Here is a 25,402-nt window from a genome sequence, read left to right as displayed (position 1 = left end):
AACGAAGGAAACAGCATGGCAGAAATCGAATACGAAGTGGTCGACCACGTTGCCACCATCCGGCTCAACCGCCCAGAGCGGAAGAACGCCTTCACCTTGGAGATGATCGACACCTGGGCAAACGCCCTGACCGACGCCGAGCACGACCCCAATATCCGCGTCGTCGTCCTGACCGGGGCGGGCGGATCGTTCTGTTCCGGTGTCGACCTCGCGGTTCTCGACACCATCGAACCGACCCCCCTCGGCGCAAAGAACCTCCTGACCAAACACGTGCACAAGGTTGCCCACGCGGCTGAGGCGCTCAGCAAGCCCTACCTGGCCGCGATCTCCGGGGACGCGTTCGGTGCCGGGATGGACATGGCGCTGCTCACCGATATCCGCCTGGCGTCCGAATCGGCGCGGTTCTCCCAGGCATACATCCGGGTGGGTCTCGTTCCCGGCGACGGGGGATGCTACCTACTACCCCGGATCGTCGGCACCGCCACCGCCCTGCAGCTGATGTGGACCGGGAAGGTCGTCGGCGCGCAGGAAGCGTTCTCCCTCGGACTGGTCAGCTCCGTCCACCCCGACGACCAGTTGGATGAGGCGATACTCGCGTTGGCCACCGAGATAGCCCATCAGCCTCCGGTGGCGGTGCAGATGATCAAGCGCAGCGCGAAGCTGGGCGAGAAGCACGACCTGAGAACGGCTCTCGATCTCATTTCCTCACACCATGCCGTCGTCATGTCGACCGAGGATTCCCGCGAAGCCCGGCGCGCCCTGGCCGAGAAGCGGCCGGCGCACTTCGTCGGAAGCTGATCACTTCGCGCCGAAAGAAATTGAGGACAACGGGTACGGGCGGAGCAGTGCTCTGCCCGTACCCGTTTGTGTCAGGCGGAGACCGCTACCCAGCTGACCCGAAGGTTCCGGCTGCAAGGGTTGACAACCCGGCCCTTCCAAGTAAACATAATTATATTAACTGTAGTTATCTGGATCACAGTCACCCGTCGGGAATGCGGAAGACACCCTGAGCGTGGAACCCCACAGGAGGTTGGACATTGTCCGTCCAAGGCAGTCGTACTCACTCGAGTGCGGCTCGAACCGAGTCCCGCAAGAAACGCAAGGCACTGATCGCCGGATCGGTCGGCAACACCGTCGAATGGATCGACTGGGCGCTCTACAGTGCGCTCGCGCCGGTGTTCGCCACCCAGTTCTTCCCGCCCGCCGCACCTGGTGCGGGCCTGCTCGCGACGCTTGCCGTCTTCGCGGTCGGTTTCGTCATGCGCCCGGTCGGTGGTGCTGTCATCGGCGTCTTCACCGATCGCTACGGCCGCAAGAAGGGCCTGACGCTGACCATCGTGATGATGGCCGGCTGCGCCTTCGTGATCGCGTTGTGCCCGACCTACGAGCAGATCGGCGTGGCGGCACCGATCGTGCTCCTGCTGGCACGCCTGGTCCAGGGATTCTCTGCCGGAGGTGAATTCGGATCGTCCTCCGCACTACTCGTCGAATCCGCGACCGGAATGCGCCGCGCCTTCGCCGGTTCATGGCAACAGGTTTCGGCAGGACTGGGTGTCCTGATCGCTGCCGTGCTAGCCCTGGCATTGACGTCCGCGCTGGAACCGGACACCATGTCCTCCTGGGGTTGGCGGGCAGCCTTCATCGCGGGCGGACTCCTCGGGATGGTAGGTCTGTGGCTGCGTATCGGCCTCGATGAGACCGACAGCTTCCGCACCGCGCAAGAAGAGGACCGCATTCCGCGAAATCCCCTGACCGAAGTGTTCCGAAAGCACCCGCGTGCGGCACTCCGCGTGATCGGGATGGCAGCAGCCGGCGTGCTGATCTACTACATCTGGATCAACTACATGCCGGGCTACGTCAGCGCGGTGATCGGCACGATGACACTGCAGACCGCACTCGTGGCGAACACAATCGCGCTGGCCTACTTCCTGTGCCTCCTTCCCTTCGTCGGCATCATCGCCGACCGCATCGGGCGCAAACCGGTGATGTTGACCTTCGCAGTCGGCTTCCTGGTATTCGCATATCCGGCGTTCCGTCTGCTCGAGACCGGCGGCTTCTGGACACTGTTCGCCGTCGAGATCGTGGGCGTCACGCTGTTGGCCGGTTACGCCGGGCTCATCGCGACGGTCATGGCCGAACAGTTCCCCGCCGAAGTGCGCACCACCGGAATCGGTTTCCCCTACGCCATCGCGGTTGCCGTGTTCGGCGGAACGGCCCCCTACGCCACCACATGGTTGGCCACCAACGGTCTGCAGGACTGGGTGTGGCTCTATGTCGCGGCGGCGGCACTGGTGGGCGTAATCGTGTACGCGCGGATGCCGGAAACCCGGGACCGCGTCCTGACATAGACCGAGGCCGCCCGGCAACCGGTCCGGGCAGTCCCCGCCGCACAGCCCTGATGAGGCAGATGCACGAGCACGACCCTCACCCGAGTGAAAGGATCACCATGACACACACCCCAGAAGTGAACCCGTTCAAACGAGACATGTTCACCGACTTCGATTTCGAAGACCCCGAGTTCAATGAACGTTTCGAAGAAGTGCTTAACGAAATGGCCGCCAAATGCCCGGTTGCGCACAGCAGCACCGGGCATGGATACAAGGTGATCAATACCTACAAGGATGTGAAAAAGGCCGCACAGGACTGGCGCACCTTCAGTTCTGCGAAAGGATACGCGGTCAACCGTCCCGAAGGAACGCCCACGATCCTGCCCGAAGAATCGGATCCTCCGTACCACGACAAGTGGCGCAAAGTACTCAACCCCTTCTTCTCACCGGCGGCCGTCGCCGACTTCGAGAACCAGATCCGGACGATCGCGAATGAGCTGATCGACAACTTCGATGCGAAGGGCTCCTGCAACTTCGTCAGCGACTTCTCCGCCCACCTGCCGGGCATGGTGTTCTTCCGGTGCGTGATGGGCGTGCCCGAGGCGGACCTCCCCGAACTCTTCGAAGGAATCGACAAAGGGACCTTCGGCCCTGTAGAGCAACGGCCTCAGTACTTCGTGAAGGTGCGGGACTACCTCGCTACCTACATGGAACAGCGCAGCAAAGAAGCTCCTCGGGGTGATGTGGTCGACATCGTCAACGCCGGCGTCACAACGGAAGACGGAGAGCCCGCGCCGTGGGAGGACAAGGTCGCAATCGTCTTGGATCTCGTGTTCGGAGGACTAGCGACCACCACCCACGCGATGACGGCCGCGGTGAACTACCTCGCCCAGCATGACGACGTGCGAAAAGAACTGTGCGACAACCCCGGCCTTATCCCACAGGCCGTCGAGGAATTCGTTCGACTGTTCGCTCCCGTGGTGGCACCCGCACGGTACGTCACCCAGGACACAATTCTCGGCGACCTCCAGCTCAAACAGGGTGACTGGATCGCCCTCAACTATGCGGCGGTGTCGCGCGACCCCGCCACCACAGACGATCCCACTACCCTGAACATTCATCGCAAGGCAGTGGTGCACTCGGCCTTCGGCATGGGTCCGCATCGCTGCCTCGGATCCCACCTCGCCCGGCTTGAACTCAAGGTCACACTCGAAGAGTTCCTCCGCCGCATCCCGAACTTCCACATCACCGATGGAACGACGGCCAAGACAGAAACGGGCCAACTCAGGACGACGACATCGCTGGAAATCACCTTCGATGTCGATCAAGAAACGAAAGGCTGACGACCATGAAGTTGAGGATCGACGGAGGATTGTGCACAGGACACGGCCGGTGTTACTCCATCGCCCCGGACGTGTACACCCCCGACGACGACGGATTTTCAGACAACCGAGACGTCGAACGGGAGGTGCTGCCCGAACACGAGGAATCGGCACGCATCGGCGCCCAGAGTTGTCCCGAGGGAGCCATCATGCTGAGTGAAGACTGACCCTGTACCAACCCGAAACGAACCAGTGCAGGTTGCGGCATCGTAGCCCTCCATGGGTCCATAACCTGCACTGGTGTTCGTCAGCAGATGTCAACGGACATTCGTTCCCGCCCACTGACGGACACGAAACCTGCCCATAGGCGGACACGTTTCTGCCCACTGGCGGACATCCGTTTCTGCCCACTGGCGGACACGAAACTGCCCACGGTGTTGTGTTGTGGTCAGGTGAGTGGGTCGACGCCGGTGCCGGCGAGGGCTTGGCTCATCCGGATCGATTTACCGCTGGTCTGACACAGGTGGGCGTGGTGCATGAGCCGATCGACGGTGGCGGTGGCCAGAGTCTTGGGCATCAGCTCGTCGAATCCGGCCGGATGAAGATTCGACGACAGCGCCAGGGCGCGTTTCTCATAGGCGGCGTCGACCAGCCGGTAGAGGCCCTCGGCGGCGTCGGCGGCCACCGGCAACAGGCCGATGTCATCAATGACCACGAGATCGGCGCGCAGCAGCTTGGTCAGGGCACCCGAGACCGAGTCGTCGGCGCGGTGCCGGCGGATCAGCGCGCCGAGGTCTTCGAGGGTGAACCACAACACCTTCCGTCCTCGTTCGACGGCGTGCTGGCCGAGGGCCTCGAGGAAGAATGTCTTCCCGGTTCCCGAGGGTCCGCAGACCACGAGGTTCTCGCGCCGCTCGATCCATTCCAGGGTGCGTAGCGCCTGCTGGGTCGGGGCCGGGATGGACGACAGTTCCGGTTTCCAGGCGTCGAAGGTCTTGCCGGTGGGAAACGCGGCGGCGGCGCGGCGGGTGGCCAGTGCCGAGCGTTCCCGGCCGGCGGCCTCCTCGGTGAGCAGCGCCTTGAGGACCTCGGCGGGTTCCCACCGTTGGGCGCGGGCGGTGGCCAGCACGTCGGGAGCGGCGCGGCGGATGTGCGGCAGCCGCAGCCGGTGCAGCAGGGTTTCCAGGTCGGTCGGCAGCGGCGGCGCCGCCGGTGGTGCGGTGGTCACGAGGGTCTCCTTCGGGTGCCGGTTGAATCGGACGGTGAACTCGATTAGTCTGCGGTGCAGAGTTTTTCGCGTCAGCGTGGGCGGTGTTCCTAGAGTTCGGTGGCACCGTCGACGGGAACCTCGCCACCGAGGGCGGCCCAGCCGCTGGTGCCCTGGGCCAGGGACCGGGATTCGTCGGCCCGGTGGGTGCGATCCGAGGCGGCGCCGGCGGGGTGGGCGTCGAGGATCGCCATGAGGTCGCCCTCGGCGAAGCGGCCGTAGGCGGCGGCGTGCCCGAGCGCCCAGTCGACCCGGCCGGCGCCGAGCAGTTTCGCCAGCGACACCGCGTGGTCCATCTTTACGCGGATCTTCCCGGTGCCGGCCTCGGCGGCCTCACACAACCACAGCCGGGCACCGGCACCGATGTCGCAGAAGGCGCGTTCGGCGTCGGTTCGCGGGATCGGCTGACGGTCGAGGATCCCGGCCGGGGGCGGCGGGAAGTGCTCGTCGCAGATCTGCGGGGAGCCGGGGCGGGCCCGCCGGTGCCGGGCGACCTCGACCGGGCCGGTGTCGCCGTGGTGGACGAAGATGATCCGCTCACCGGCACCGGCGCCGTGTGCGCGGACGAACACCGTCTGCCCGCGCAGGGTGTGCGGCACCGAGTACTGGCCGTTCTCGAACGCGACCATCGGGGTGTTGTCCGGGACGATGCGGGTCACTCCCCAGGTGACGGTGTGTGCGGCGGCGGGAACCGGATGCAGGTGGAGGCGTTCTTCGGCGAGCATCTCGGCCGGGATGCGGCGGGTGGTGCGGTGGGTGCGGGTGTTGACCTGCTCGCAGAACTGCGTGCAGGCGGCCTCGAGGTCCTCGAAACTGTCGTACTCGGCGGCGAGGTTGTGGTCGGTGGGCACCAGGTCGGCCTTGGCCAGCTTGACGGTGTTCTCCACCCCGCCCTTGGTGGCCGGGTCCGCGGGCAGGCAGGTCTTGACGACCAGGCCGTAGAACCGGGCGAAGGAGACCACACCCGGGTTGCGGACGGCGACCGAGGCGATGTGTTCGGTGGTGACCATCTTCTCGTTGTCGGTGAGCAGATACGTCGGGACACCACCGATCCGCCGGAAGGTCCGGTCCAGGCCCGCGTAGACGGACGGGGCGGTGCGGTCGCGCAACGGGATCACCACCCGGTGCCGGCACCAGGCCAGCCACGCGCACAGCAGCACCGTCTTGGTGCCGTCGACGACCGGGCCGTCACCGAAGTCGTACTGCAACCAGAGGCCGGGTTCGGTGACCCACGGCCTGTGCACCCTGGTGTGGCCGAGCCGGTAGGCGCGTTTGATCCGGGCGACGGCGCGGCGGGTGGTGCGTTCGGTGCCGGTGAATCCGAGGGCCAGCAGCTTGTCGTGGGCGATGTCGGCGCGGACTCGGCCCTTCGAATGTTCGACCCATTCTTCGATTTTCGGTAGATATTCGTCGATCAGCATCGGTCTCTTCTCCCGCGGTGGGGTCGGCGCATCGGCGGTGTCGCGTTCGGCGACGAGGCGGGCGACGGTGTGATGGGAGCACCCCGCCAGTGCGGCGGCGGCACGGTAGGACTTCGTCAGGTCGTAGGCAGCAAGAATTTCCATGACTTCCTTGGCAGACTTCACGGTGGCCTCTCCTCGGTGGCTCGCATTTTCGGCGTGGTAGCACCGTCGAGCGAACCCGAGGAGAGGCCCCGATCCGGGGAGGCGATCGGGAAGAAAATCGAACGTGCCGTATCAGGCGGACAGACCCGGGTGGGCAGTTTCGTGTCCGCCAGTGGGCAGAAACCCGTGTCCGCCAGTGGGCAGTTTCACGTCCGCCTGTGGGCGTTTTCGTGTCCGCCTATGGGCAGTTTTTCATGTCCGCCGACAAGCAGATCCGGCGACACGGGATCTTTCGAGTAAACAGGCCTCCAGCGCTAATTCGATCACTTCACGGCAGCCCAACAGTCCAGAGGAGATGAAACTATGCGAGCTATCCAATACCTCGGTGTGAACCAGGTCGAGCACACCGAGGTCGGAAGTCCCCCGATCACTCCCGGGCACGTTTTGCTACGCGTTGCCGCCGCGGGCATCTGCCAAACCGACATCCATCTATCCGCGCAGCCTCCGAGTAGATGATTCCCACCGGGGTCGTCCTGGTCGCGAGATCGCCGGACATGTCGTCGAACGTGCCGACGGCGTGGACACCCCGTCGCTCGGCGACCTCGTCGTTGTACACCCTGTCTGGTCCTGCGACCGATGCCGGCAGTGTATCGCTGGCCGGGAGAATACTTGCCTGAACACGGGTGGACGGATGTACCCCGCTGCCACGCCGGGAATCTCCATCGACGGGGGATTGGCCGAACTTGTCTCGGTTCCGGCTTCTGCCCTCGTTCCCCCCGCCGGCCTCGACCCCGCACTGGCGGCGGTCCTCCCGGACGCTAGCCTCGTTCCCTATCACTCCATCAACGCAGTGAAAGACACACTGCGCCCAGGTTCAACCGCTGTGGTCATCGGAATGGGCGGTCAGTTCGCTGTCGAGCTGCTCAGGGCCCTCACGGGCGTTCGGATCATTGCGCTCGACGTCAAGGAAGCGGCACTGGCTGCGGTTCGCCATAAGGTCGATTACACCTTCGTATCCGGTTCCTCCGACGTGGCCGAGCAGGTGATGGAGGCCGCCGGTGATTACGGCGCCGATTTCGTCCTCGATCTTGTGGGTAGCTCCGCAACTTTGCAGCTTGCCGGTGCGGTGGTTGCACCGTACGGCGCGATCCGCGTTCCCGGCCTGACGGAGTCTTCAAGTTCGAAACCTCCCAGCTATCTACCTCGTTGCCGTGGGGAGCGTCGATCACTCGCCCGTATGGCGGGACATACCAGGACCTGCATGACCTCGTCGCGCTAGCCCAGACCGGCCAGATCAATATCAACCTCGTTCGGTACAACTTCGACGAGGCACTGAGAGCCTTCAACGACCTCGAAGCCGGCAAGATCAGTGGCCGGGCGGTCGTTGTGATGGACTGAGACGAGCCGCTCGGTGAACAGCAGCGCGCCAATCCGTATGTCGGCGTTCTCGTCGTCGAGTTTGTACGCGTTGTCAACGGCACCCGAATATTGACCGCCTTACGGCAGGCGGTTTCAATGGCGAATTCGAATAGTTGTCGCACGACTTCCGATTCATGGTGTCACGCCCTCGGCGTGAACCGCTGCCGGTGTGCGCCATTCGGAGTTCTTTGCGTGGCCCGGGTTCAGACCTGGAATTGCCGAAGCAATCCGTTCGTGGGGCACTTCCCTGCACGTGCTGGGGAGTCGCGTTCGTGCCACGCATCAAGGCGAGGATGAGCAAGAAAGGCGTCGTCCGACGAATGGATGACCGAACAGATCGTGCCGTTCCACCTCCGTACTCGGGTCCCAGGTCATGGTCCAACCGGAATCGTCTGGGATCTATCCAAATAGTGCACTCAGCCGCGGCGAAGGGCTCGGCGCGGTGCCCGCCGGGCAGATGCCGGTGCCGGACGTAGCGGCTGCGCCGCTCCACGACGATCAAGTCTTCTCCGCATTCTACAGTCCTGCTGCGTTTTTCGGCCAACTCGGGGCGAGCATCGATCGACTGGGACTCGGTGACGAAACGAATCCGACGCTTGTCCGCCCGGTGCCGCCGTCGGCGTGATTGAATAGCTGGTCAAACTGTTGATATCAGGTGAGGTCAACAGTCATCCTGAATGCACCACGTTCCCGATCGAACCGCATCAGGAGCTCGCCATGACCACCACCGAGCTCCCCTACCAACGCCATTCGGCTCTGCCGCTACTCGGGTCGGACTCGCTGACGTGGCATCGCTTCGGTCTGGCGAACCGCGCTGCTCATATCGTGGTCAGGCACGCTGCAGGTGATGCATCCCGTCATCGATGCCGCCCTCGTGCAGCACTCGGCCGTCTTCGGCAACGCGATGGCCCGGCTGGCCCGTTCCGCGGGGCCCATCATCCGCGCGCTCTACGATCCGACCGGCGCAGAGCTCAGATGGTCCGGGACATGCACAAGGACATCGAGGGCACGACGGACGCGGGCCGGCGGTACCACGCGCTAACACCGGACCGTACTCCCGGGCGCACGCCACGTTCCTGGCCACCCAGTACGGGGTTGCCGAGTACTTCCGTGAACCTCCAGCCGGTGGTGTCGCTCGAAGTTACGGGCAGCTGGCCGCTGCCGTGCAAGCGTGCGGCCGCAAACCTCAGCCGAGAGCCCTTGACCTGATGATCGCCGCCACCGCGCGCGCGAACAGCGCCCGACTCCTCACCCGCAACGTGGGCGATCTTCGCGGCATCGAACACCTGCTGGATGTCGCCACACTCTGAGGTCAGGTGCGGCGCAGCCCGTCGAACGTCAGCTCGACGACGGCGTCCGCCAGGTCGGCGACCGTCCCGCCGGTGCGCGGACGGTACCACTCGATCAGCGAGTTGACCGTGCCGAACACGAGCCGGCTGGTGAGCGCGGGATCGATGCCTGGCCGCAGGTCTCCCTCTTCCGCCGCCGCGACGACGAGATCGCTGACGAACGCGTCGAACTCGCGGCGGCGGGCGAGCGCGCGACGCTCCACCGCGGTGTTGCCGCGAACGCGCAGCAGGAGCGTCACGTAGGGAAGCTCGGCGGCGAGGACCTCGACGCTGCGGCGGACGAGGTATTCGAGACGGTCGATGTACCTGCCGCTTGTGGCCTTCTCCTCGGTGGTGACCGCGAAGAGGGCGTTGAGCGCCCGCGACAGTGCCAGTTCGAGGAGCTCCGACTTCCCGGACACGTGGTGATAGATCGACGACTTCGTGATTCCCAGGCGCTGGGCCAGCACCTCCATGCTGGTGCCGTCGTAACCCTTGTCGTTGAAGACCTTGACAGCGACGGCGAGCAGCGAGTCGAGGTCGTAGCCGGGACGTCCGGGCGATCCGGTCTTCCGTGCGGGGCGTGCCGTAGTCATGCGCGCAATCCTTCCAGGTGCAGAACTCCGCCGCATCGGTGAGCCGTTATCCACGGTAGCCAACCGAAGGTTCGGTTGAGGTGAGAATACCGCGACGGACGCGTCGGCGGTGAACCACGTGCCGGCCTCGACCAGGTAGGGCACGCACGCACGAGGGCGAGGATCCGCCTGCTCCGGGGACGTCGACCCGGGCACGTCGAAACGGATGATGGTGGTGTTCGGGTCCAGTTCAGCCAGCAAGAACGACTACAATTGACCTCACGGGTCAGGAGACTTGACTGTTCGGGACAGGGTGAGGATGCAGTATCTGGTGCGGAACGCCGTGCTCAACGGCTATGTCGATCTCATGCTGACACTGGGGCAGGACCCTCTCCCGGTGATGCGCTCGGTCGGGATCGATCCGGCCGCGCTCGGTTCCGGTGACGGGTGGCTGTCCGTCGACTCGGTGTCGCGGCTGTTCGAGTTGTCCGCCGCCGAAACCCGGTGCGAGGATTTCGGGCTTCGGCTGGCGGCGGCCCGAGGGATGTCCAACCTCGGTCCGGTGGGGTTGATCGCGCGAGAGGAACCGGACGTGCGCAGCGCCTTGGGCATGGTTCTGCGGCATGTCAATCTGCACAACGAGGCGCTGCGCGCCCGGCTGGTCGAAGCGAACGGGCTGGCCACCGTGCAGGTCGACACTGCCCCGGGTGTCACGTTCGGTCGGCAGGGCATCGAGATCGCCGTCGCCTCGGTCTGCCGGATCCTGCGGGAGTTGCTCCACGACGACTGGGAGCCGCTGACGGTGTGTTTCGTGCACGACGCCCCGGCGGTCCTCGGCACACACCACCGTATCCTCGGCTCCCGAATCCAGTTCGGGCACACACTCAACGGGATCGTCGTCTACGCGCGCGACCTCGATGCCGACAACGCGATGTCCGACCCTTTGCTGCGGCCGTACACCCGGCAGTACCTGGAGGCCCTCGTCCCGCCTGAGGACACGACCACCGTTGATCGCGTCCGAACGATGATCGAGTCGCTCCTGCCGACCGAGAGGTGCTCGGCCGCGTATGTCGCCCGCAGCCTCGGCATGGATCGGCGAACGCTGCACCGGCACCTCGCCCGGTCGGACGAGACGTTCTCGTCGCTGGTCGATTCGGTGCGGATCGACCTGGCGCAACGCTATGTCGCCCGCCAGACCCGATCCTTGACCGACATCTCCGGTGAACTCGGTTTCTCCGCGCTCAGTTCGTTCTCGCGATGGTTCAAAGACCGCTTCGGGTGCAGCCCGAAAGCATGGAAGGCAGCGCAGGATTCGACGTCTCCCGCGGTCGGCACCCTCATCCCCCGACTTCCGGCGGACTAGCAGCTCGCAGAGCTCCGGGCTCAAAGCGTGCTCACCGAGAAACGAGTTCACCGCCGAGAAGCCAAGACCCTGGCGTCGTAGACCTATCCACGGCGGGGCCGTACAAGGTCGCCGCGGTCGACACACCTCGACGAGTGACTATTGCGGCTGCGGTGCTTCTACCCGGCACATCCAGGCGTCGTTCAGCGGGCGCCTCGACGATGTTTTGCTGATGGAAGACGAGGATCAGGGGGACAGGGTGTGGGCAGCGATATCCTGAGGACACACCTCGAGAGGTGAGTACGCACGGTTTCGACCGTGAAGATGTCGCGGACCGGATGAATTGCTGGGTGGCCGATGGCCGGAAATGATGATCGACTCCCAACGCAGCACCGCGTGGACTCAGCGGTCGCTGCGGAGCTGACAGCGGCGGGGTTCGAGGATGCCGAGGAGATCGGGCGTGGTGGTTTCGGTGTCGTTTACCGGTGCGTTCAGGCCGAGTTGGGCCGGTTGGTGGCGGTGAAGGTTCTCACCCGCGACCTGGACGAGATGAACCGGGCTCGGTTCTTCCGGGAACAGCGGGCTGTGGGCCGGTTGAGCGGGCACCCGAACATTGTCACCGTCCTGCAGGTCGGCGCGACCGAGGCCAGTCGGCCGTACATTGCGATGCAGTACCACCCGCGGGACTCGCTGGAGGCGCGGATCCGCCGGCACGGCCCGCTCCCGCTGGACGAGACGCTGCAGCTGGGGGTGAAAATAGCAGGTGTGGTGCAGACCGCGCACCAACTCGGGATCGTGCACCGCGATATCAAGCCGACGAACATTCTGCTCACCGACTACGACGGACCGGCGCTGAGCGACTTCGGTATCGCGCACATCTCCCGCAGCATCGGGACCGGCACCGGATCCCCGGCGTACATCGCCCCGGAGGTGCTCCGGGGCGATCCACCGAGCCCGGCGTCGGACATCTACGGGCTCGGTGCCGTCTTGTTCAGCGCCCTGACCGGGCCCGCCGCCGCCGAGCGCCCAAGCGGCGAACAGGAGCAGGCCCCGCTCCTGCGGATCACCACCGAGCCGGTACCGGGCCTGGGCGAACACGGCATCGACAACGACGTGTCGGCGGCGATCGGACGCGCAATGGCCGCAAACCCGCTGGACCGGCCCTCGGCTGCGGAACTCGGTGACCAATTACGGCGGATCCAGCTCGGCAACGGCTTCCCCGTCGACGAGATGGCCCTGCATGCCGAACCAGGCGCACAGCAAGACCCCTCGGTTCCCCCAGCCTCATCCGCACGCGTCGCGGTGGGGCAGCGCCCGCCGACCTCGCCTGCCATTCGGGGCGCCGCCGGGAATCTGCCGGTCGAGCTGACCAGTTTTGTCGGACGGCGGGGGGAACTCGCCGATGCCAAGGCATTGCTGTCGGTCTCGCATCTGGTGACACTGACCGGGATCGGCGGTGTCGGTAAGACGCGGCTGGCGGTGAGGGCGGCAGACAGCGTGCACCGAGCGTTCGGCGACGGTGTGTGGCTGGTGGAGTTGGGCGAGCTGTCCGACGGGTCGTTGCTGACCGATGTGGTGGCCGCGGCGCTCGGGTTGCGTGACCGGTCGGCGACCCCGTTGCAGGAGGTCCTGCAGTTCCTCGCCGCCCGGGAGTTGCTGCTGGTCCTCGACAACTGCGAGCAGGTCGTGGACGCCGTGGCCGAACTGACCGGAACACTGCTACAAGCCTGCCCGGGCCTGCGGATTCTCACGACCAGCCGCGAACCCCTCGGGATCGGTGGGGAGGCGGTGCTGCGCGTACCGCCGCTGACGGTGCCCGACCCGGATCGGCAGTCGTCGTTGTCCGGACTGCCCAGCTACGACGCGGTGGCGTTGTTCGCCGACCGCGCCGCTACCGCCGTCCCGGGGTTCGAGCTGACCGAGGACAACCAGACCGCGGTGGCCGGGATCTGCCACCGCGTGGACGGGCTGCCGCTGCCGATCGAGTTGGCGGCGGCCCGGCTGCGGGCCATGTCGCCGGAGCAGATCCTGGACCGGCTCACCGACCGGTACGCGCTGCTGACGCGCGGCAGCCGGGTCGCACCGTCCCGGCAACAAACTCTGCGGCTGTGTGTCGACTGGAGCTACGACCTGTGCACACCGGGGGAGCAACGGATGTGGTCGAGGCTGTCGGTGTTCGCCGGCAGCTTCGAACTCGATGCCGCCGAACAGATTTGTGGTCGCGACCTGGTTCCGGAGGAGCTCCTCGACACGGTGACCTCACTGGTGGACAAGTCGATCCTGATCCGGGAAGAACACGGCACAGTGGTCCGGTTCCGGATGCTCGAGACACTGCGCGACTACGGGCGCGAGAAGCTGCAGCAGAGCGGTGAATATCTGCAACTGCTTGGGCGGCACTGGGATTGGTACCAGCAGTTGGCGCTCACGGCGGAGACCGAGTGGATCAGTTCGCGGCAGCTGGACTGGATCGCCCGGCTCGGGCGGGAGGAATCGAATCTGCGGGAGGTGCTCGAGTTCTGCACGACGGACAATCCCGAGACCGGGCTGCGCATCGCCGCCGCCCTGTTCCCGTTCTGGCTCTCCCAGGGCTGGTTCGGCGAGGGACGGCACCACCTCGACCGCCTCCTGGCCCACGATCCCGGGCGACCGACCGTCGAGAGGGTCAAGGCGCTGTACGCCGACAGCGTGCTCGCCGCAATGCAGAAAGACTTCGAGAACGGGACCGCACTGGTCGAGGAGGGGCGCACGCTCGCCGAACAGTCGACCGACCCACTGATCCACGCCCTGGTCGCTTACTCCGATGGCACACTCGCACTCCTGCGCGGCGACCCTCGGCGTGCACCCTCGCACCTGGAACACGCCCTCGAAACATTCGCCACCTGGACGGGCCACCCACTGCACGTCGGGGCGCTATACATGCTCGGCGTGGCCCGCGACCTCCTCGACGAAATCGACCAGGCCATCGATTGCTACGAGCAGGTGCTCACCATCACCACAGCACGCGGTGAATCGATGTATCGCGCGTACACGCTGGCGGCCATGGGCATTGCCGTGTGGCAACAGGGCGACGCAGTGCGGGCCGCTCGGCTGCTCGAGCAGTCGCTGCGGCTGGCCCGCCAGGTGAACAATCCCCGCACCGTCGCCACCTGCCTCGACGCACTGGGCTGGATCGCCGCCGACGAGCACGACGCACACCGTGCCACCGTCTTGGTGGCGGCCGCCGAGGAGCTGGGGCACTCTATCGGCAGTGTCGGGGTCGTGTTCCCCACCCTGCGCACCTACCACGAACAGTGCGAGCGATCGAGTCGCCGGGCACTCGGCGAGCGAGGACTCGAGGCGGCGCGCCGCGAGGGCAAACGCCTGGGCCTCGACGCAGCCATCACCTTCGCCCTCGGCGAGCGCGCCCCGGCCCCTCCGGCCCCTCCTGCCTCGGCGACCGGGACCTCGGCGAAAGCGACCAAGCGGGAGCGGCAGGTCGCCGACCTGATCGCCGAGGGACTGACCAACAAGGCGATCGCGGCCCGACTCGTGATCTCACCCCGCACTGCACAAGGCCACGTGGAGCACCTCCTGGCCAAACTCGGCTTCACCTCCCGCGCTCAGATCGCCGCCTGGGTAGCGGAGCAGGCGGGAAGCGAGCACTGACAGGCGGATTTCTTTGGGCGTCATCGCGGGCCTGCTGCTGTGGTTTTTCTGTTATCTGCCGGCGGGTTTTGCGGTGGCAGCACTACGGGGACGTTCCGCAGCACCAGCCGTTGTGGTGGTGGCGTGCGGACTGATGACGGTTCCCTGGCGCGCCGCCCGCCAGTTCGCCCTGCCGTTGGTGTGCGCGTTCGTGCCGGTGGTGGCGTTGGTGGCGTGGATTTTCATGTCGATGGAGCTGTTCTTCACTCCGGACTGAACATGCCGGGTGTGTTCGGCCCGTGCCGCACCTGTGTTCGTTGGTTCCCAGGGGTATTCGGACGAAGAAGACGACGATCGTCACCAGCGCTGCGGCGAGGTAGACGATATCCCAGCACCCGTTGAGGTCGACGAACACCGCCAACCTCAGCGCAGCAAAAACGAGTACGGCACTCAACCACCTCTATCACCCGGACTTCTTCTGCGCCTGCGAGATCAGGCGGACCGTCCGTCAGATGACCACGCCGCCGTTGGGGCTGATGACTTGGCCCACCAGGTAGTGAGAGTCCCCGGCGAGGTAGACGGCGAGAGAGGCGTACTCTTCCGGGCGCCCGAGACGGCCGAGCGGGATGATCTGGTACAGGCTATTTTTCTGCTGATCGGTCGCTCGGGCGAGATACTCCTCGAACGATGGTGTCATCACTGCCCCGCAGGCGATCGCGTTGACACAGATGTTGGCACCGGCGACATCGAGTGCCACGGTCTTGGTGAAGCTGGCGACCGCCGCCTTGCTCGCGGAGTATCCCGGGCTGTGGGTGCTGGCTGCGGAAACGCCGGCGATCGACGCGATGTTGATGATCCGGCCGTACTGCTGCGCCTGCATGAACTTCAACGCTTCGCGCGTGCAGTAGAAGGTTCCGTGGACGTTGACATCCCACCACTTGAGCCAGTCCTCGTCGGTGAGGTCGCTGGTGATACCGAGGGACCGCCGCGGCGTAGGCGTGGTCAGGTGTGCGTATTGCCGGTTGCGCCGCTCTTCCTCGGCACGGGAGTTCGGTACCCGAGCCGCGTTGTTGACCAGGATGTGTACGGAGCCGAACCGGGCTGCGGTTCGGGCGAACATCTCTCGAACCGCTGCACTGTCGGAGACGTCGCAGCTCACGGGCAGGCACTGCCGGCCGCGTGCTTCGATTTCTCCCGCCACGTCGGCCAACTTGTCCTCCTGGATATCGCACGCGACGATGTCCGCACCTTCCTCGGCCATCGCCACCGCGATGGTTCTCCCCAGCCCTTGGGCCGCCCCCGTCACCACCCCCACCTTGCCTTGCAGCTTCATCTCGATTTCCTCTCGTCCATGGCCGGCTCTCGTAAATCCTCGAAGCCGGAAGACCCTGCCGCGCCGCGGCACTCAATCGTTTCTCAGCTGGCCGCCTGACGGCGTTCGTGCGCGGCCATCTCCTCGACGAGTATCGGGACGCCGAGGTTGCAGGAGTGGATTCCTACGACGGTGCACAGTTTGAGCACCTCGAGGATCTCCTGGGGTGTCACCCCCATGTCCAGGGCGGCCTGGATGTGGCGTCTGGTGCCCGGCGCGTACATGTGGGTGGCGGCGGCGTCGACGGCGATGCACAGCAGTTGGATGACCTTCCGCGAGAGAACTCCACTCCGGTACGGCTGCATCGCCATCTTCATGTAGAGCTCGGTCCACTCCGGGTCCATCTCATTGAGCCCATCCCAGAGGGGATTCCAGCCGCCGCCGGCCTTCATCGCCTCCACCACGGGATAGCTGTTTTCATTCTGGGTCATCATTCCTCCGAAACGGTGGGGTGGTGCGGGATCAGTGGGCAGCCTCAACGCGGACGAGTTCGCGCTTGAGGATCTTTCCGGTCGCTGTCATCGGTAGCGCCGCGACGAATTCGATTCGGCGCGGGTATTTGTAGCTGGCCATCTGTGCCTTCGACCAGGTGATCAGCTCGTCCTCTGTCACCTGCGCCGAGGGCGCGAGGATGACGAATGCCTTGACCTCCTCGCCGTGCCGCTCGTCGGGCAGTCCGACCACCGCTGCCAGCGAGACGGACGCGTGGGTCATCAGCACCTCCTCGATCTCGCGGGGGTAGACATTGAACCCGCCGCGCACGATCAGGTCCTTCGCACGGTCAACGATGTAGTAGAAGCCGTCCTCGTCGACGCGGGCCAGGTCCCCGGTGCGGAACCAGCCGTTGTCGATCACCTCGTTGGTCGCGTCGGGCCGGTTGTAGTAGCCCTTCATCACGTTGTGCCCGCGCAGCGCGATCTCGCCCACTTGGCCTTCGCCGGAGATCGTGTTCCAGTTCTGGTCCACCAGCCGCGCCTCGACGCCCCAGACCGGGCATCCGATCGAGCCGGGGCGGGGGTCTTGTTCCGGGTCGCTGAACAGCGCCAGCGGGGACGTCTCGGACAGCCCGTAGCCCTCGAGGATCTGCACGCCGAACTTGGTCTTGAACTGAGTGAGTATCTCCACCGGCAGCGCGGCGCCGCCGGAGATCGCCTTGCGCATGTTCCGCGAGATCTTGTCGACGTCCGCGTCGGCGTTGCGGCCTTCGAGCGCGCCGAGCAGTGCCCAGTACATAGTGGGCACGCCGGCGAAAACCGTGACGTTCTCCCGCTCCATGACGGCGAGTGCGGCAGCGGCTTCGAACCGCGGGATGAGCACCAGGGTCGAGCCCACACAGAGCGCGGAGTTCATGCTGATGGTCTGGCCGAAGGAGTGGAACAGGGGGAGCGTGACCAGACAGACATCGAGTTGCGTTGGCGTGCTGTCTAATAGACGGTTTGCCGAAAGCGCGTTGAGCACCATGTTGGAGTGGGTGAGCTCCGCGCCCTTCGGCTGTCCGGTGGTGCCACTTGTGTAGAGGATCACCGCGGTGTCGGTGGGCTGTCGCACCACCGTCTCGAATTCACCGGACATCCCTGCGATGGCCTGGGCGGCTGTCTCGACGCCGGCGATCGGAGAGGGCGCGTGCGGGTCCGCGGTGAGCAGGAACATGTCCGTGCAACCGTGGGCGTCGCGGAAGCCGTCGTGGCCGTATTCGCCAATCGGCAGGTCGGGGCCGCCCTCGAAGCAGAAGTAGGCCCTCGCCTGGGAATCGTTGAGGTGGTAGGCGACCTCGCGGCCCTTGAGCAAGATGTTGAGCGGCACCACGACAGCGCCCGCCTTGAGGATCCCGTAATACACCGTGGGAAACTCGATGAGGTTCGGGCAGGACAGCGCGACCTTGTCGCCCGGCTTGACGCCGCGGGCCACGAGCAGGTTCGCGATCTTATTGGCTTGGCGATTCAGCTCTGCATAGGACTGGCGCTGTTCGCGGAGTACGAGTGCATCGCGGTCCGGGTATCGCCGGACCGAATCTTCCAGCAAAACAGACAAATTGAGCATCAGGCCCACTTTCAAGACTCGAATCGGGGGTCACGCGATCGCGGCGGCGGTGGCGGCACGGACTTGGGTCTGGGTCACGCCGGGAGCGCATTCGCGCAGAACGAGACCTGTGTCGGTGACGTCGATGACAGCGAGGTTGGTGATGATGCGGTGTACCACGCCTGCCCCGGTCAGCGGTAAAGTGCAGGCCGGCACGATCTTCGGCGCGCCGGATTTGTCGGTGTGCTCCATGAGTACGATCACTCTGGCGGCGCCGTGGACCAGGTCCATGGCACCACCCATGCCCTTGACCATCTTTCCCGGGACCATCCAGTTCGCCAGGTCGCCGGTGGTGGAGACCTGCATGCCGCCGAGTACCGCGACGTCGATACGGCCGCCGCGGATCATCCCGAAGCTGGTCGCGGAATCGAAGAATGAGGCGCCGGGGTTGACGGTCACCGCCTCCTTGCCGGCGTTGATCAGGTCCGCGTCGACCTGGTCCTCCGTGGGATAGGCGCCCGTTCCGAGGATGCCGTTCTCGCTGTGCAGGGTGACCGTCACACCGGCCGGCAGGTAGTTCGGGATCAGCGTAGGCAACCCGATGCCCAGGTTCACGTACTGTCCCTCGGACAGTTCCAGCGCCGCCCGAGCGGCCATCTCATCGCGCGTCCAGCCGACGACCTCGGGGGTCGCCGGGTCGACAATCGTGGTCATCTCAGGCGGTCCTTCTGCCGTTGGCGGTGGTTACGATGCGTTTTTCGATGTGTTTTTCCTGCGGCCCGGTCTGCACGATCCGGTCGACGAAGATTCCCGGCAGGTGCACGTGGTGCGGATCGAGCTGACCGGGCGCGACGAGTCTCTCGACCTGCGCAATGCACACCTTGGCGGCCATCGCCGCGAGAGGGTTGAAGTTCATCGCGGCCTTGCTGAAGACGAGGTTGCCCGCGGTGTCGCCGACGAGCGCGTGCACCAGCGCATAGTCCGCCTTGATGGACTCCTCGAGCAGATACTGCCGGCCCGCGAACTCGCGGACCTCCTTCGGCGGCGATGCGAGCGCAACGGATCCGTCAGCGTGATAGCGCCAGGGCAGGCCGCCGTCCGAGACCGGGGTGCCCACGCCCGCGGGGGTGAAGAAGGCCGGGATCCCGGCGCCGCCGGCGCGCAGTTTCTCTGCGAGGGTGCCTTGTGGGGTCAGCTCCACCTCGAGCTCTCCGGAGAGATACTGCCGGGCGAAGTCCTTGTTGTCTCCGACATAGGATGCCGTTACACGGCGGATCTTTCTTCCCCCCAATAGGATTCCCAGACCGACGCCTTCCACTCCGCAATTGTTGGTGAACACCTCGAAGTTGGTGGCTCCGGCCGCGTCGATGGCCTTGATCAGCGCGTCGGGAATGCCGCATGCGCCGAATCCGCCGACCGCCAGGGACGCTCCGTCTTCGATGTCTGCGACCGCGGCGGAGGCTGTGCCGAATACCTTGCTCATGAGGTGGCTACCTTCCGAACCTCGAGCAGCTCCTCGATGAGCTCCTCCGCGTGTGGCCAATTCCCGTATCCGGAGGCCGGATTCAGGTGTCCCACCTCACCGAGGTCGATCAGTCGGCCGCCCCAGGACTCCGCCATGCCGGCCACTCTGCGGCGGCTGGCCAGCGGATCGTTCGTGCTGGCCGCGACGATGCTCGGGAAGGGCAGCTTACGGCGGGGGATGGGTAGCCAGCCGTTGCTGTCGAGGTCCTCCAGTGTCGGATACCCTTCGGGGGGCTGCTGTTCCAGGTCGGGGGGCGTCGCCAGCAGGGCGCCGAGAATCGGCCGGGTCGTCTGCTGAGCCCAGTGCACTGCGATCATGACGCCGGCGCTGTGGGCGACGAGCACGATCGGACCGTCGATGTCCTGGATGACGGCGTCGAGGGCCGCTGTGCGCGCGCTCACACTGAGCTTGGTGTTCTCGAGAGGAGGCACTATTCGGACCCGGTCGAGCTTGTTCGCCAGCAAGGTCTGCCAGTGCTCGTCGACGTGGTCCCGGAGTCCGGGCACGATCACGACTGTGGGGGATGAGGGGTCGGTGGGGACAGGGTTGGCCATTGCGGTCTCCGGAGTTAGTTGGTGATGTTCGAGACGCCGCCCGGCCGCAGCTGCTGGAGCTTGCGTAGGCCGGCGGGGAAGAGGCGTCGTCCCAGTAGCAGTGCCAAGGCCGCGAGGATGTATGCCAGCGGCGAGAGCCTGAGTGCGTCGAGCAGGCCCAGGTGGTCCGCCAGGATCCCGATGACGAAGGGGCCCAGGGCCAGGCCGAGAAGACTGTTCGCGATAGTGGCCACACCCATCGCGGAGGCGCGGAGGGTGGTGTGCGTGAGGTTGGCGACCATCGCGGCGGCAGGGCCGGAGGAGCCCGCCGAGAAGAAAGCGCCGATGCCGATCAGGACCAGCTGGACGGGGCCGTTGCTCATGCTGAACCCAAGCCCCAGACAGCCCATCGCGATGACGCAGTAGATGATCGCCGAGGTCCACTTCGTGGCCGGGGTCTCGCGGCTGACCCGGTCGGTGATGACACCGCAGACCACCATGCCGCTGCCGATGAGCAACACGAAGACGGACGCGACCACTCCGGCCTTGTCTGGGGCCAGGCCGTAGTACCGGTTGAAGAAACTCGGCATCCAGGCCAGCAGGACCGCTGCCGGGAACATCTGCAGTCCGCTGCCCACGTAGGTCCACACGACTGCGGGGTTGGTGAACAGGCTGGAGAGGGGGGCGCGGTAACCGTCGGGCCTGTGTGGGTCGCCGATCGCGGTCGGCGGGCCCTCGATGGCATATCGGGCCAGCTTGCCCTCGGACACCAGGGCGCGGAACAGCGCCACCAGGATCAGGCCGAAGATCGCCATGGCGGCGAAGGACCAGCGCCAGCCGAATTGGACCGCGATGAACCCGCCGATCGCGACGCCGATCACCGAACCGAACGATCCGCCGGACATGAATGCGCCGGCGAGGGCCGCGTGGACGCGGGGCGCGAAGACGGTGAGCGCTACGGCGATACCGACACTGCCATAGGCCGCCTCGCCCACGCCGACGAGGAAGCGGGCGCCGAGCATCTGCTCGTAGCTGGTGGCGATCGCGCACAGCAGCGTCGCGACGCTCCACAGCACGGCCATCAGGACCAGGCTCCGGACCCGGCCCCAGCGATCCGCCAAGATCGAGAGAGGAAAGGTCAGCAAGCCCACCATCAACGCAACGATGCTGTTCAGGGAGGCGAGGTGCGAGTCGGACAGGTCCCACTCGGCCTTCAGAATTGGGAAGACGGCGCTGAGCACCTGGCGCGACATGTAGTCCGACAGCAGTAGGCCGAAGGTCAATGCCAAGACCACCCAGGGGAAGATCCGTCGCTTCCGGCTGGGTGTGCGAGTTGGGGTGTCGACCTCGACAGGTTGATCTTGCAGCACCATGGCCTACTTCCTTGGGGTTGTTTCGAGAAGTTCGAGATTGTGTCGAAAGCGCGGGGCCGATCGGCTGGTCCTTCGGACCGGGAGCGCGTTGGGGGCACGGGCAATCACCATGCCCCCAACGTCTGGTGATGTGGTGCTACGCGTTCTGGTGCTGGGCGTAGTGGGTGAATCCGACCTGCCCCGGCCGGCGATTCGGCGCGTAACCGGCCTGCGCCAGAGTCTCGTCCGCATCCGCGTAGCTCTCACCGATCCGGTAGATCTCGCGGGCCTCCTTGGCGGTGGCCACGTCCCGGCCGAGCTCACCGGCAACCCGCACCAACTGGCGCACCTGTTCCGCCGAAGTGATCTTGCCGCCCCGCGGCGCCCACAGATTGTCCTCGTTGCCGCACCGGGTGTGCAGGCCCATCGCGATCGCCATCGTGTTCACCGGCAGCACGCTGCGCATCAACGTCTCGAGCGTGAGCGAGGCGCCGTCCGGGACTCGGCGGATGAACTCCATCATGTTGTACGGGTTCGGCCCGTCCAGCCCGCCGCCGATCGCCACCCACGTGATGTTGAGCGGGCCCGTGTAGAAGCCCCGCCGAATCAACCGCTCCACGGTCTCGAGCTGCGGAATGCTCCCAAGCTGGAAGTGCGGCTGAATACCCGCGGCCTGCAGACGGCGCAGATGCTCCTCCACCCAGGTCGGGCCGGCCGGGACAGTCATCTCCCGGTAGGTCTCGACCAGTTCCGGACGCTCCAACGACGTTCCCCGCGTGTCGTTCTCGGTCATCAACTCCATGATGTTCATCTGGCCGGTATTGATCGCGATCGTCACCTGGTCCGGCGCCGGATCGAGCTCGGCCAGCATGTGACGGGTGTCATCGCTGAGCCACTTCGCCTCCGCACCCTCGCCCTCGGGGGCGAAGGAGATCGAGCCGCCGATCTGCAGGATCATCTCCGGCACGGCCTCGCGCAGCCGGCCCAGCAGCTCGTTGAACTTCGACAGCCGCTTGGAGCCTTTCCCGTCGAGCTCGCGGACGTGGATGTGCAGCACGGTCGCGCCGGCCTCGAAGCAGTCCACAGCCTGCTGGACATGCTCGTCCATCGACAACGGCAGGTCCTCGGGGAAGTCGTCGACCTCCCACTCCGGGCCGTACGGCGCGACAGTGATAACGAGCTTGTCCTGGTTCTCCGGGAACAGGGCATCATCGTGAAAATGCATGAAGAACTCCGATCGAGAGGGGTGAGGGTTGGCACGGGCCGGCTGGATGCCACCGGTGACGTCTTCCAGCGGAGATCGGAGCGGCCCACTCATGCTCGATCTCCGGCGACCTGCCCGGCCCACACCACTTGAGGTGATGGATGTCACGATAGCTGGCGCAAGACAGTGATTTTTGACTAACGGGGACAGAAAACTTGACCATTTGGGGTGGCTGGTAGGCGTGTCAACCGATATCGCCGAGGTCGTGTCGTTCCTCGCAGGCCCGGCGTGCTGGGGCAGCGGCCAGGTCGTCTTCGCCAACGGCGGGATCTGAATCAGGCGCCCGTGGCCTGGGTCCGACCCTCCTTGCGGGCCTTCGCCAGCCCGCGCCGGGCCAGAAAGCCGTTGGCGAGGAGCAGGAGGGTTTTGTTGGGCGGCGCCGCGAACCCGGCCTGGGTATGGGGTGCATACAGCGCCTCGGTGCCCGTGACCTCGATCCAGCCGGTGTTCTGACGCGACTCGAGGCCGACGAGCTCGGCGCGATAGGCGTGGGCGAGCAGCCCTGCGCGGCGGCCGCCCTGCGGCACTCCGGCGGGCACCGTCAGACGCACGCCCTCGCTGCTGGCAGAGCTCACGTCGACCGGTACGACGGACGGGTAGCCGTCCACCTGACGGTAGGCGAGCAGCCGGTGCGACAGCTTCGCCGCGCGCTCCCCGGTCTTGGTCGCATCCACGCGGGGGCCGGTGCCCTTCTTCGGCGGGGTCTGGGGTTCCGCGTCGACGGCGGGTAGCGGTGCGCCGAACACCTCGGGCGGGTCGGTCAGGTGCAGGTCGGGCCAGGCGACTACTCGTCTTACCGTCACGGTCACCGGTACCCGGTCGGCGTAGTACGCGCTGAGCCACCGGTCCCAGAACACGCCGCGGCGTGGCTCGCCCGTGTAGGGGGTCGAGCGCCGGCCGATGTCTTCGAGCAGTTCCGGGTCGGGGGTGGGGTCGAACGTCGCGTCTCCCTGCACGAGCACGTAGCGCTGATTGGTGGAGTCGCCGACCCCGTGCTCGCGGGCGTGGTAGGCGAGCGCGACCCGGGGCTCGCCGGTGATGCGTTCGAGCTTGCGGCCGAACCCCAGTGAGGTGGTGAAACCGACCGTTCCCCGCTCGCGGTCGCGCAGCCCGAGGGGCGCCACCGCTGTCACCACGGCCCCGCCTGCGGGCGTGCTGTACGCGAACCCGCAGGTCAGATCGCCGCCGATGACGTCATCGACCTCGTCCGACCAGGTGACCGGCATGAGTCGAGCCTACTCAGCCGATGCGGCACCGGGCCAGTGCTCGGGGGTTGACGACACCCCGGAGTGAATATAGCTTCACTTGAAGTGAGTAGTCACTCACAAATAGTGATCGTGTATTCAACACGGCATCGAGGAGCATCCATGGACCTGAAACTGACCGCGGAGCAGAAGGAGTTCCGGCAGCTGGCCCGCGACTTCTTGAACAAGGAGGTCGTCCCACACCGCGCTGCGTGGGACCGCGCCGAATCGGTCGACACCGCGATCGTCGAGAAGCTCGCCGATATCGGCTTCTTCGGCATGACCATTCCGGAGGAGTACGGCGGCCTCGGCGGCGACTACATCACGTACTGCCTCGGCATGGAGGAACTCGGCCGGGCGGACTCCGCGGTCCGGGGCATCGTGTCGGTGTCGATGGGGCTCGTGGGCAAAGTGATCCTGTCGCACGGCACCGAGGATCAGAAGCACGAATGGCTTCCCCGCATCGCGTCCGGTGAGGCGCTCGCCTGTTTCGGGCTCACCGAGCCGGACAACGGTTCCGACCCCGGCAACCTGAAGACCAGGGCGGTACGCAGCGGCGACGACTACGTCATCAACGGTTCCAAGATCTTCATCACCAACGGCACGTGGGCGAAGCTGTGCCTGGTGTTCGCGCGGACCGGAGGTCCGGGGCCCAAAGGGGTTTCGGCCCTTCTGGTTCCGACGGACACCCCGGGATTCGACTCGCGCGAGATCCACGGAAAGCTGGGACTGCGTGGGCAGGCGACGGCCGAGTTGTCGTTGACGGACGTGCGCGTGCCCGCCAGTTGCCTGCTCGGATCCGAGGGGCAGGGTTTCTCCATTGCCATGCACTCGCTGGACAAGGGTCGCGTCTCGGTGGGCGCGGGTTGCGTCGGAATCATCCAGGGCTGCCTCGAGGCCGCTGTCGACTACTCCCGCGAGCGCACGCAGTTCGACCGTCCGCTCGCCTCGTTCCAACTCGTGCAGGACCTGATCGCCGACATGTCCGTCGACGCCGACGCGGGGAGGCTGCTCACCTGGCGGGCGGCCGACCTGATCGAGCGCGGTGAACCGTTCGGGACGGCAGCGTCCAAGGCGAAATACTTCTGCAGCGAGGCCGCGGTTCGCGCCGCCAACAACGCAATTCAGATCTTCGGGGGGTACGGGTACGTCGACGAGTATCCCGTCGCCAAGTACATGCGTGACGCGCGGGTGATGACGCTCTACGAGGGCACCAGTCAGATCCAGAAGCTGCTGATCGGCCGGGCGGAGACCGGGGTCAGCGCTTTCCTCTAGCGCCACCGAGCGTCGAGTGACCCTTGACACACAGTCAGGTGTGAATGTA

The 25,402-nt window shown here is 65.7% G+C and carries 22 protein-coding genes; 10 read left to right on the top strand and 12 right to left on the bottom strand.

The window, feature by feature from the left end; translation table 11 throughout:
• Positions 1–15: 15 nt before the first annotated feature.
• The 4 genes from ACLIVD_RS32195 to ACLIVD_RS32180 all read left to right on the top strand — a co-directional run bounded on the left by ACLIVD_RS32195 (position 16) and on the right by ACLIVD_RS32180 (position 3,876).
• Positions 16–798: an enoyl-CoA hydratase/isomerase family protein gene (locus ACLIVD_RS32195; protein WP_283332036.1), complete on the top strand. Its 783-nt coding sequence runs from the start codon at positions 16–18 to the stop codon at positions 796–798.
• Positions 799–1,037: 239 nt separating this feature from the next.
• Positions 1,038–2,348 (top strand): MFS transporter, encoded by a 1,311-nt coding sequence (locus ACLIVD_RS32190; protein ID WP_283332035.1) that lies wholly within the window; start codon positions 1,038–1,040, stop codon positions 2,346–2,348.
• A 98-nt stretch (positions 2,349–2,446) separates the two neighbouring features.
• Positions 2,447–3,670 carry a cytochrome P450 gene (locus ACLIVD_RS32185; RefSeq protein WP_491931261.1) on the top strand — a complete coding sequence of 408 codons (1,224 nt, stop codon included), beginning with the start codon at positions 2,447–2,449 and terminating at the stop codon, positions 3,668–3,670.
• 5 nt (positions 3,671–3,675) lie between these two features.
• Positions 3,676–3,876, top strand: a complete 201-nt coding sequence (locus tag ACLIVD_RS32180) for a ferredoxin (RefSeq protein WP_283332033.1) — start codon at positions 3,676–3,678, stop codon at positions 3,874–3,876.
• A gap of 221 nt (positions 3,877–4,097) precedes the next feature.
• Here the strand turns inward: ACLIVD_RS32180 and istB are convergent, their stop codons facing one another.
• Entirely contained in the window at positions 4,098–4,877 is a 780-nt protein-coding gene (gene istB, locus ACLIVD_RS32175; protein WP_005241291.1) for an IS21-like element helper ATPase IstB, read from the bottom strand.
• 89 nt (positions 4,878–4,966) lie between these two features.
• Positions 4,967–6,502: an IS21 family transposase gene (gene istA / locus ACLIVD_RS32170; RefSeq protein ID WP_491930691.1), complete on the bottom strand. Its 1,536-nt coding sequence runs from the start codon at positions 6,500–6,502 to the stop codon at positions 4,967–4,969.
• A gap of 433 nt (positions 6,503–6,935) precedes the next feature.
• Between istA and ACLIVD_RS32165 the strand changes: the two genes are divergently transcribed.
• Entirely contained in the window at positions 6,936–7,760 is an 825-nt protein-coding gene (locus ACLIVD_RS32165; protein WP_491931260.1) for an alcohol dehydrogenase catalytic domain-containing protein, read from the top strand.
• Positions 7,761–8,747: 987 nt separating this feature from the next.
• On the top strand, positions 8,748–8,942 hold the full coding sequence (locus ACLIVD_RS32160) for a hypothetical protein (protein WP_317569036.1): 195 nt from the start codon (positions 8,748–8,750) through the stop codon (positions 8,940–8,942).
• Positions 8,943–9,212: 270 nt separating this feature from the next.
• Here ACLIVD_RS32160 and ACLIVD_RS32155 read toward each other — a convergent pair whose 3' ends face one another.
• Entirely contained in the window at positions 9,213–9,824 is a 612-nt protein-coding gene (locus ACLIVD_RS32155; RefSeq protein ID WP_005250938.1) for a TetR/AcrR family transcriptional regulator, read from the bottom strand.
• A 298-nt stretch (positions 9,825–10,122) separates the two neighbouring features.
• On the opposite strand from ACLIVD_RS32155, the gene ACLIVD_RS32150 reads away from it, so the two are divergent.
• From ACLIVD_RS32150 to ACLIVD_RS32140, 3 genes are all read left to right on the top strand, one after another.
• The gene (locus ACLIVD_RS32150; RefSeq protein WP_283332029.1) at positions 10,123–11,166 is read left to right on the top strand and encodes an AraC family transcriptional regulator; all 1,044 of its coding nucleotides are present in this window, start codon (positions 10,123–10,125) and stop codon (positions 11,164–11,166) included.
• A gap of 336 nt (positions 11,167–11,502) precedes the next feature.
• Complete coding sequence (locus tag ACLIVD_RS32145; protein WP_491931259.1) at positions 11,503–14,790, top strand: protein kinase domain-containing protein; 3,288 nt, start codon at positions 11,503–11,505, stop codon at positions 14,788–14,790.
• Between the two features lie 13 nt (positions 14,791–14,803).
• Entirely contained in the window at positions 14,804–15,046 is a 243-nt protein-coding gene (locus tag ACLIVD_RS32140) for a hypothetical protein (RefSeq protein WP_491931258.1), read from the top strand.
• A gap of 231 nt (positions 15,047–15,277) precedes the next feature.
• Here the strand turns inward: ACLIVD_RS32140 and ACLIVD_RS32135 are convergent, their stop codons facing one another.
• The 9 genes from ACLIVD_RS32135 to ACLIVD_RS32095 all read right to left on the bottom strand — a co-directional run bounded on the left by ACLIVD_RS32135 (position 15,278) and on the right by ACLIVD_RS32095 (position 24,060).
• On the bottom strand, positions 15,278–16,174 hold the full coding sequence (locus ACLIVD_RS32135; RefSeq protein ID WP_491931257.1) for an SDR family NAD(P)-dependent oxidoreductase: 897 nt from the start codon (positions 16,172–16,174) through the stop codon (positions 15,278–15,280).
• 11 nt (positions 16,175–16,185) lie between these two features.
• Positions 16,186–16,572, bottom strand: a complete 387-nt coding sequence (locus tag ACLIVD_RS32130) for a carboxymuconolactone decarboxylase family protein (RefSeq protein ID WP_283332025.1) — start codon at positions 16,570–16,572, stop codon at positions 16,186–16,188.
• 31 nt (positions 16,573–16,603) lie between these two features.
• A complete protein-coding gene (locus tag ACLIVD_RS32125) occupies positions 16,604–18,181 on the bottom strand; it encodes a long-chain-fatty-acid--CoA ligase (RefSeq protein WP_283332024.1) in 1,578 nt (525 codons plus the stop codon).
• Positions 18,182–18,211: 30 nt separating this feature from the next.
• A complete protein-coding gene (locus tag ACLIVD_RS32120; protein WP_283332023.1) occupies positions 18,212–18,874 on the bottom strand; it encodes a 3-oxoacid CoA-transferase subunit B in 663 nt (220 codons plus the stop codon).
• A gap of 1 nt (position 18,875) precedes the next feature.
• A complete protein-coding gene (locus ACLIVD_RS32115) occupies positions 18,876–19,643 on the bottom strand; it encodes a CoA transferase subunit A (protein WP_317569032.1) in 768 nt (255 codons plus the stop codon).
• Entirely contained in the window at positions 19,640–20,239 is a 600-nt protein-coding gene (locus ACLIVD_RS32110) for an RBBP9/YdeN family alpha/beta hydrolase (RefSeq protein ID WP_491931256.1), read from the bottom strand. The genes ACLIVD_RS32115 and ACLIVD_RS32110 overlap by 4 nt, the downstream gene beginning before the upstream one ends.
• A 14-nt stretch (positions 20,240–20,253) precedes the next feature.
• Positions 20,254–21,591, bottom strand: a complete 1,338-nt coding sequence (locus ACLIVD_RS32105) for an MFS transporter (RefSeq protein WP_491931255.1) — start codon at positions 21,589–21,591, stop codon at positions 20,254–20,256.
• Positions 21,592–21,727: 136 nt separating this feature from the next.
• Positions 21,728–22,795: a beta-keto acid cleavage family enzyme gene (locus tag ACLIVD_RS32100; protein ID WP_283332019.1), complete on the bottom strand. Its 1,068-nt coding sequence runs from the start codon at positions 22,793–22,795 to the stop codon at positions 21,728–21,730.
• Positions 22,796–23,109: 314 nt separating this feature from the next.
• The gene (locus ACLIVD_RS32095; RefSeq protein WP_491931254.1) at positions 23,110–24,060 is read right to left on the bottom strand and encodes a hypothetical protein; all 951 of its coding nucleotides are present in this window, start codon (positions 24,058–24,060) and stop codon (positions 23,110–23,112) included.
• A 141-nt stretch (positions 24,061–24,201) separates the two neighbouring features.
• Here ACLIVD_RS32095 and ACLIVD_RS32090 point away from each other — a divergent pair, with 141 nt between their 5' ends.
• Positions 24,202–25,353: an acyl-CoA dehydrogenase family protein gene (locus ACLIVD_RS32090; protein WP_491931253.1), complete on the top strand. Its 1,152-nt coding sequence runs from the start codon at positions 24,202–24,204 to the stop codon at positions 25,351–25,353.
• Positions 25,354–25,402: the final 49 nt, after the last annotated feature.

Source organism: Rhodococcus sp. G6(2025), from assembly GCF_058628105.1.
The sequence above is the reverse complement of the archived record's forward strand: the minus strand, read 5'-3'. Positions and strand labels throughout refer to the sequence as shown.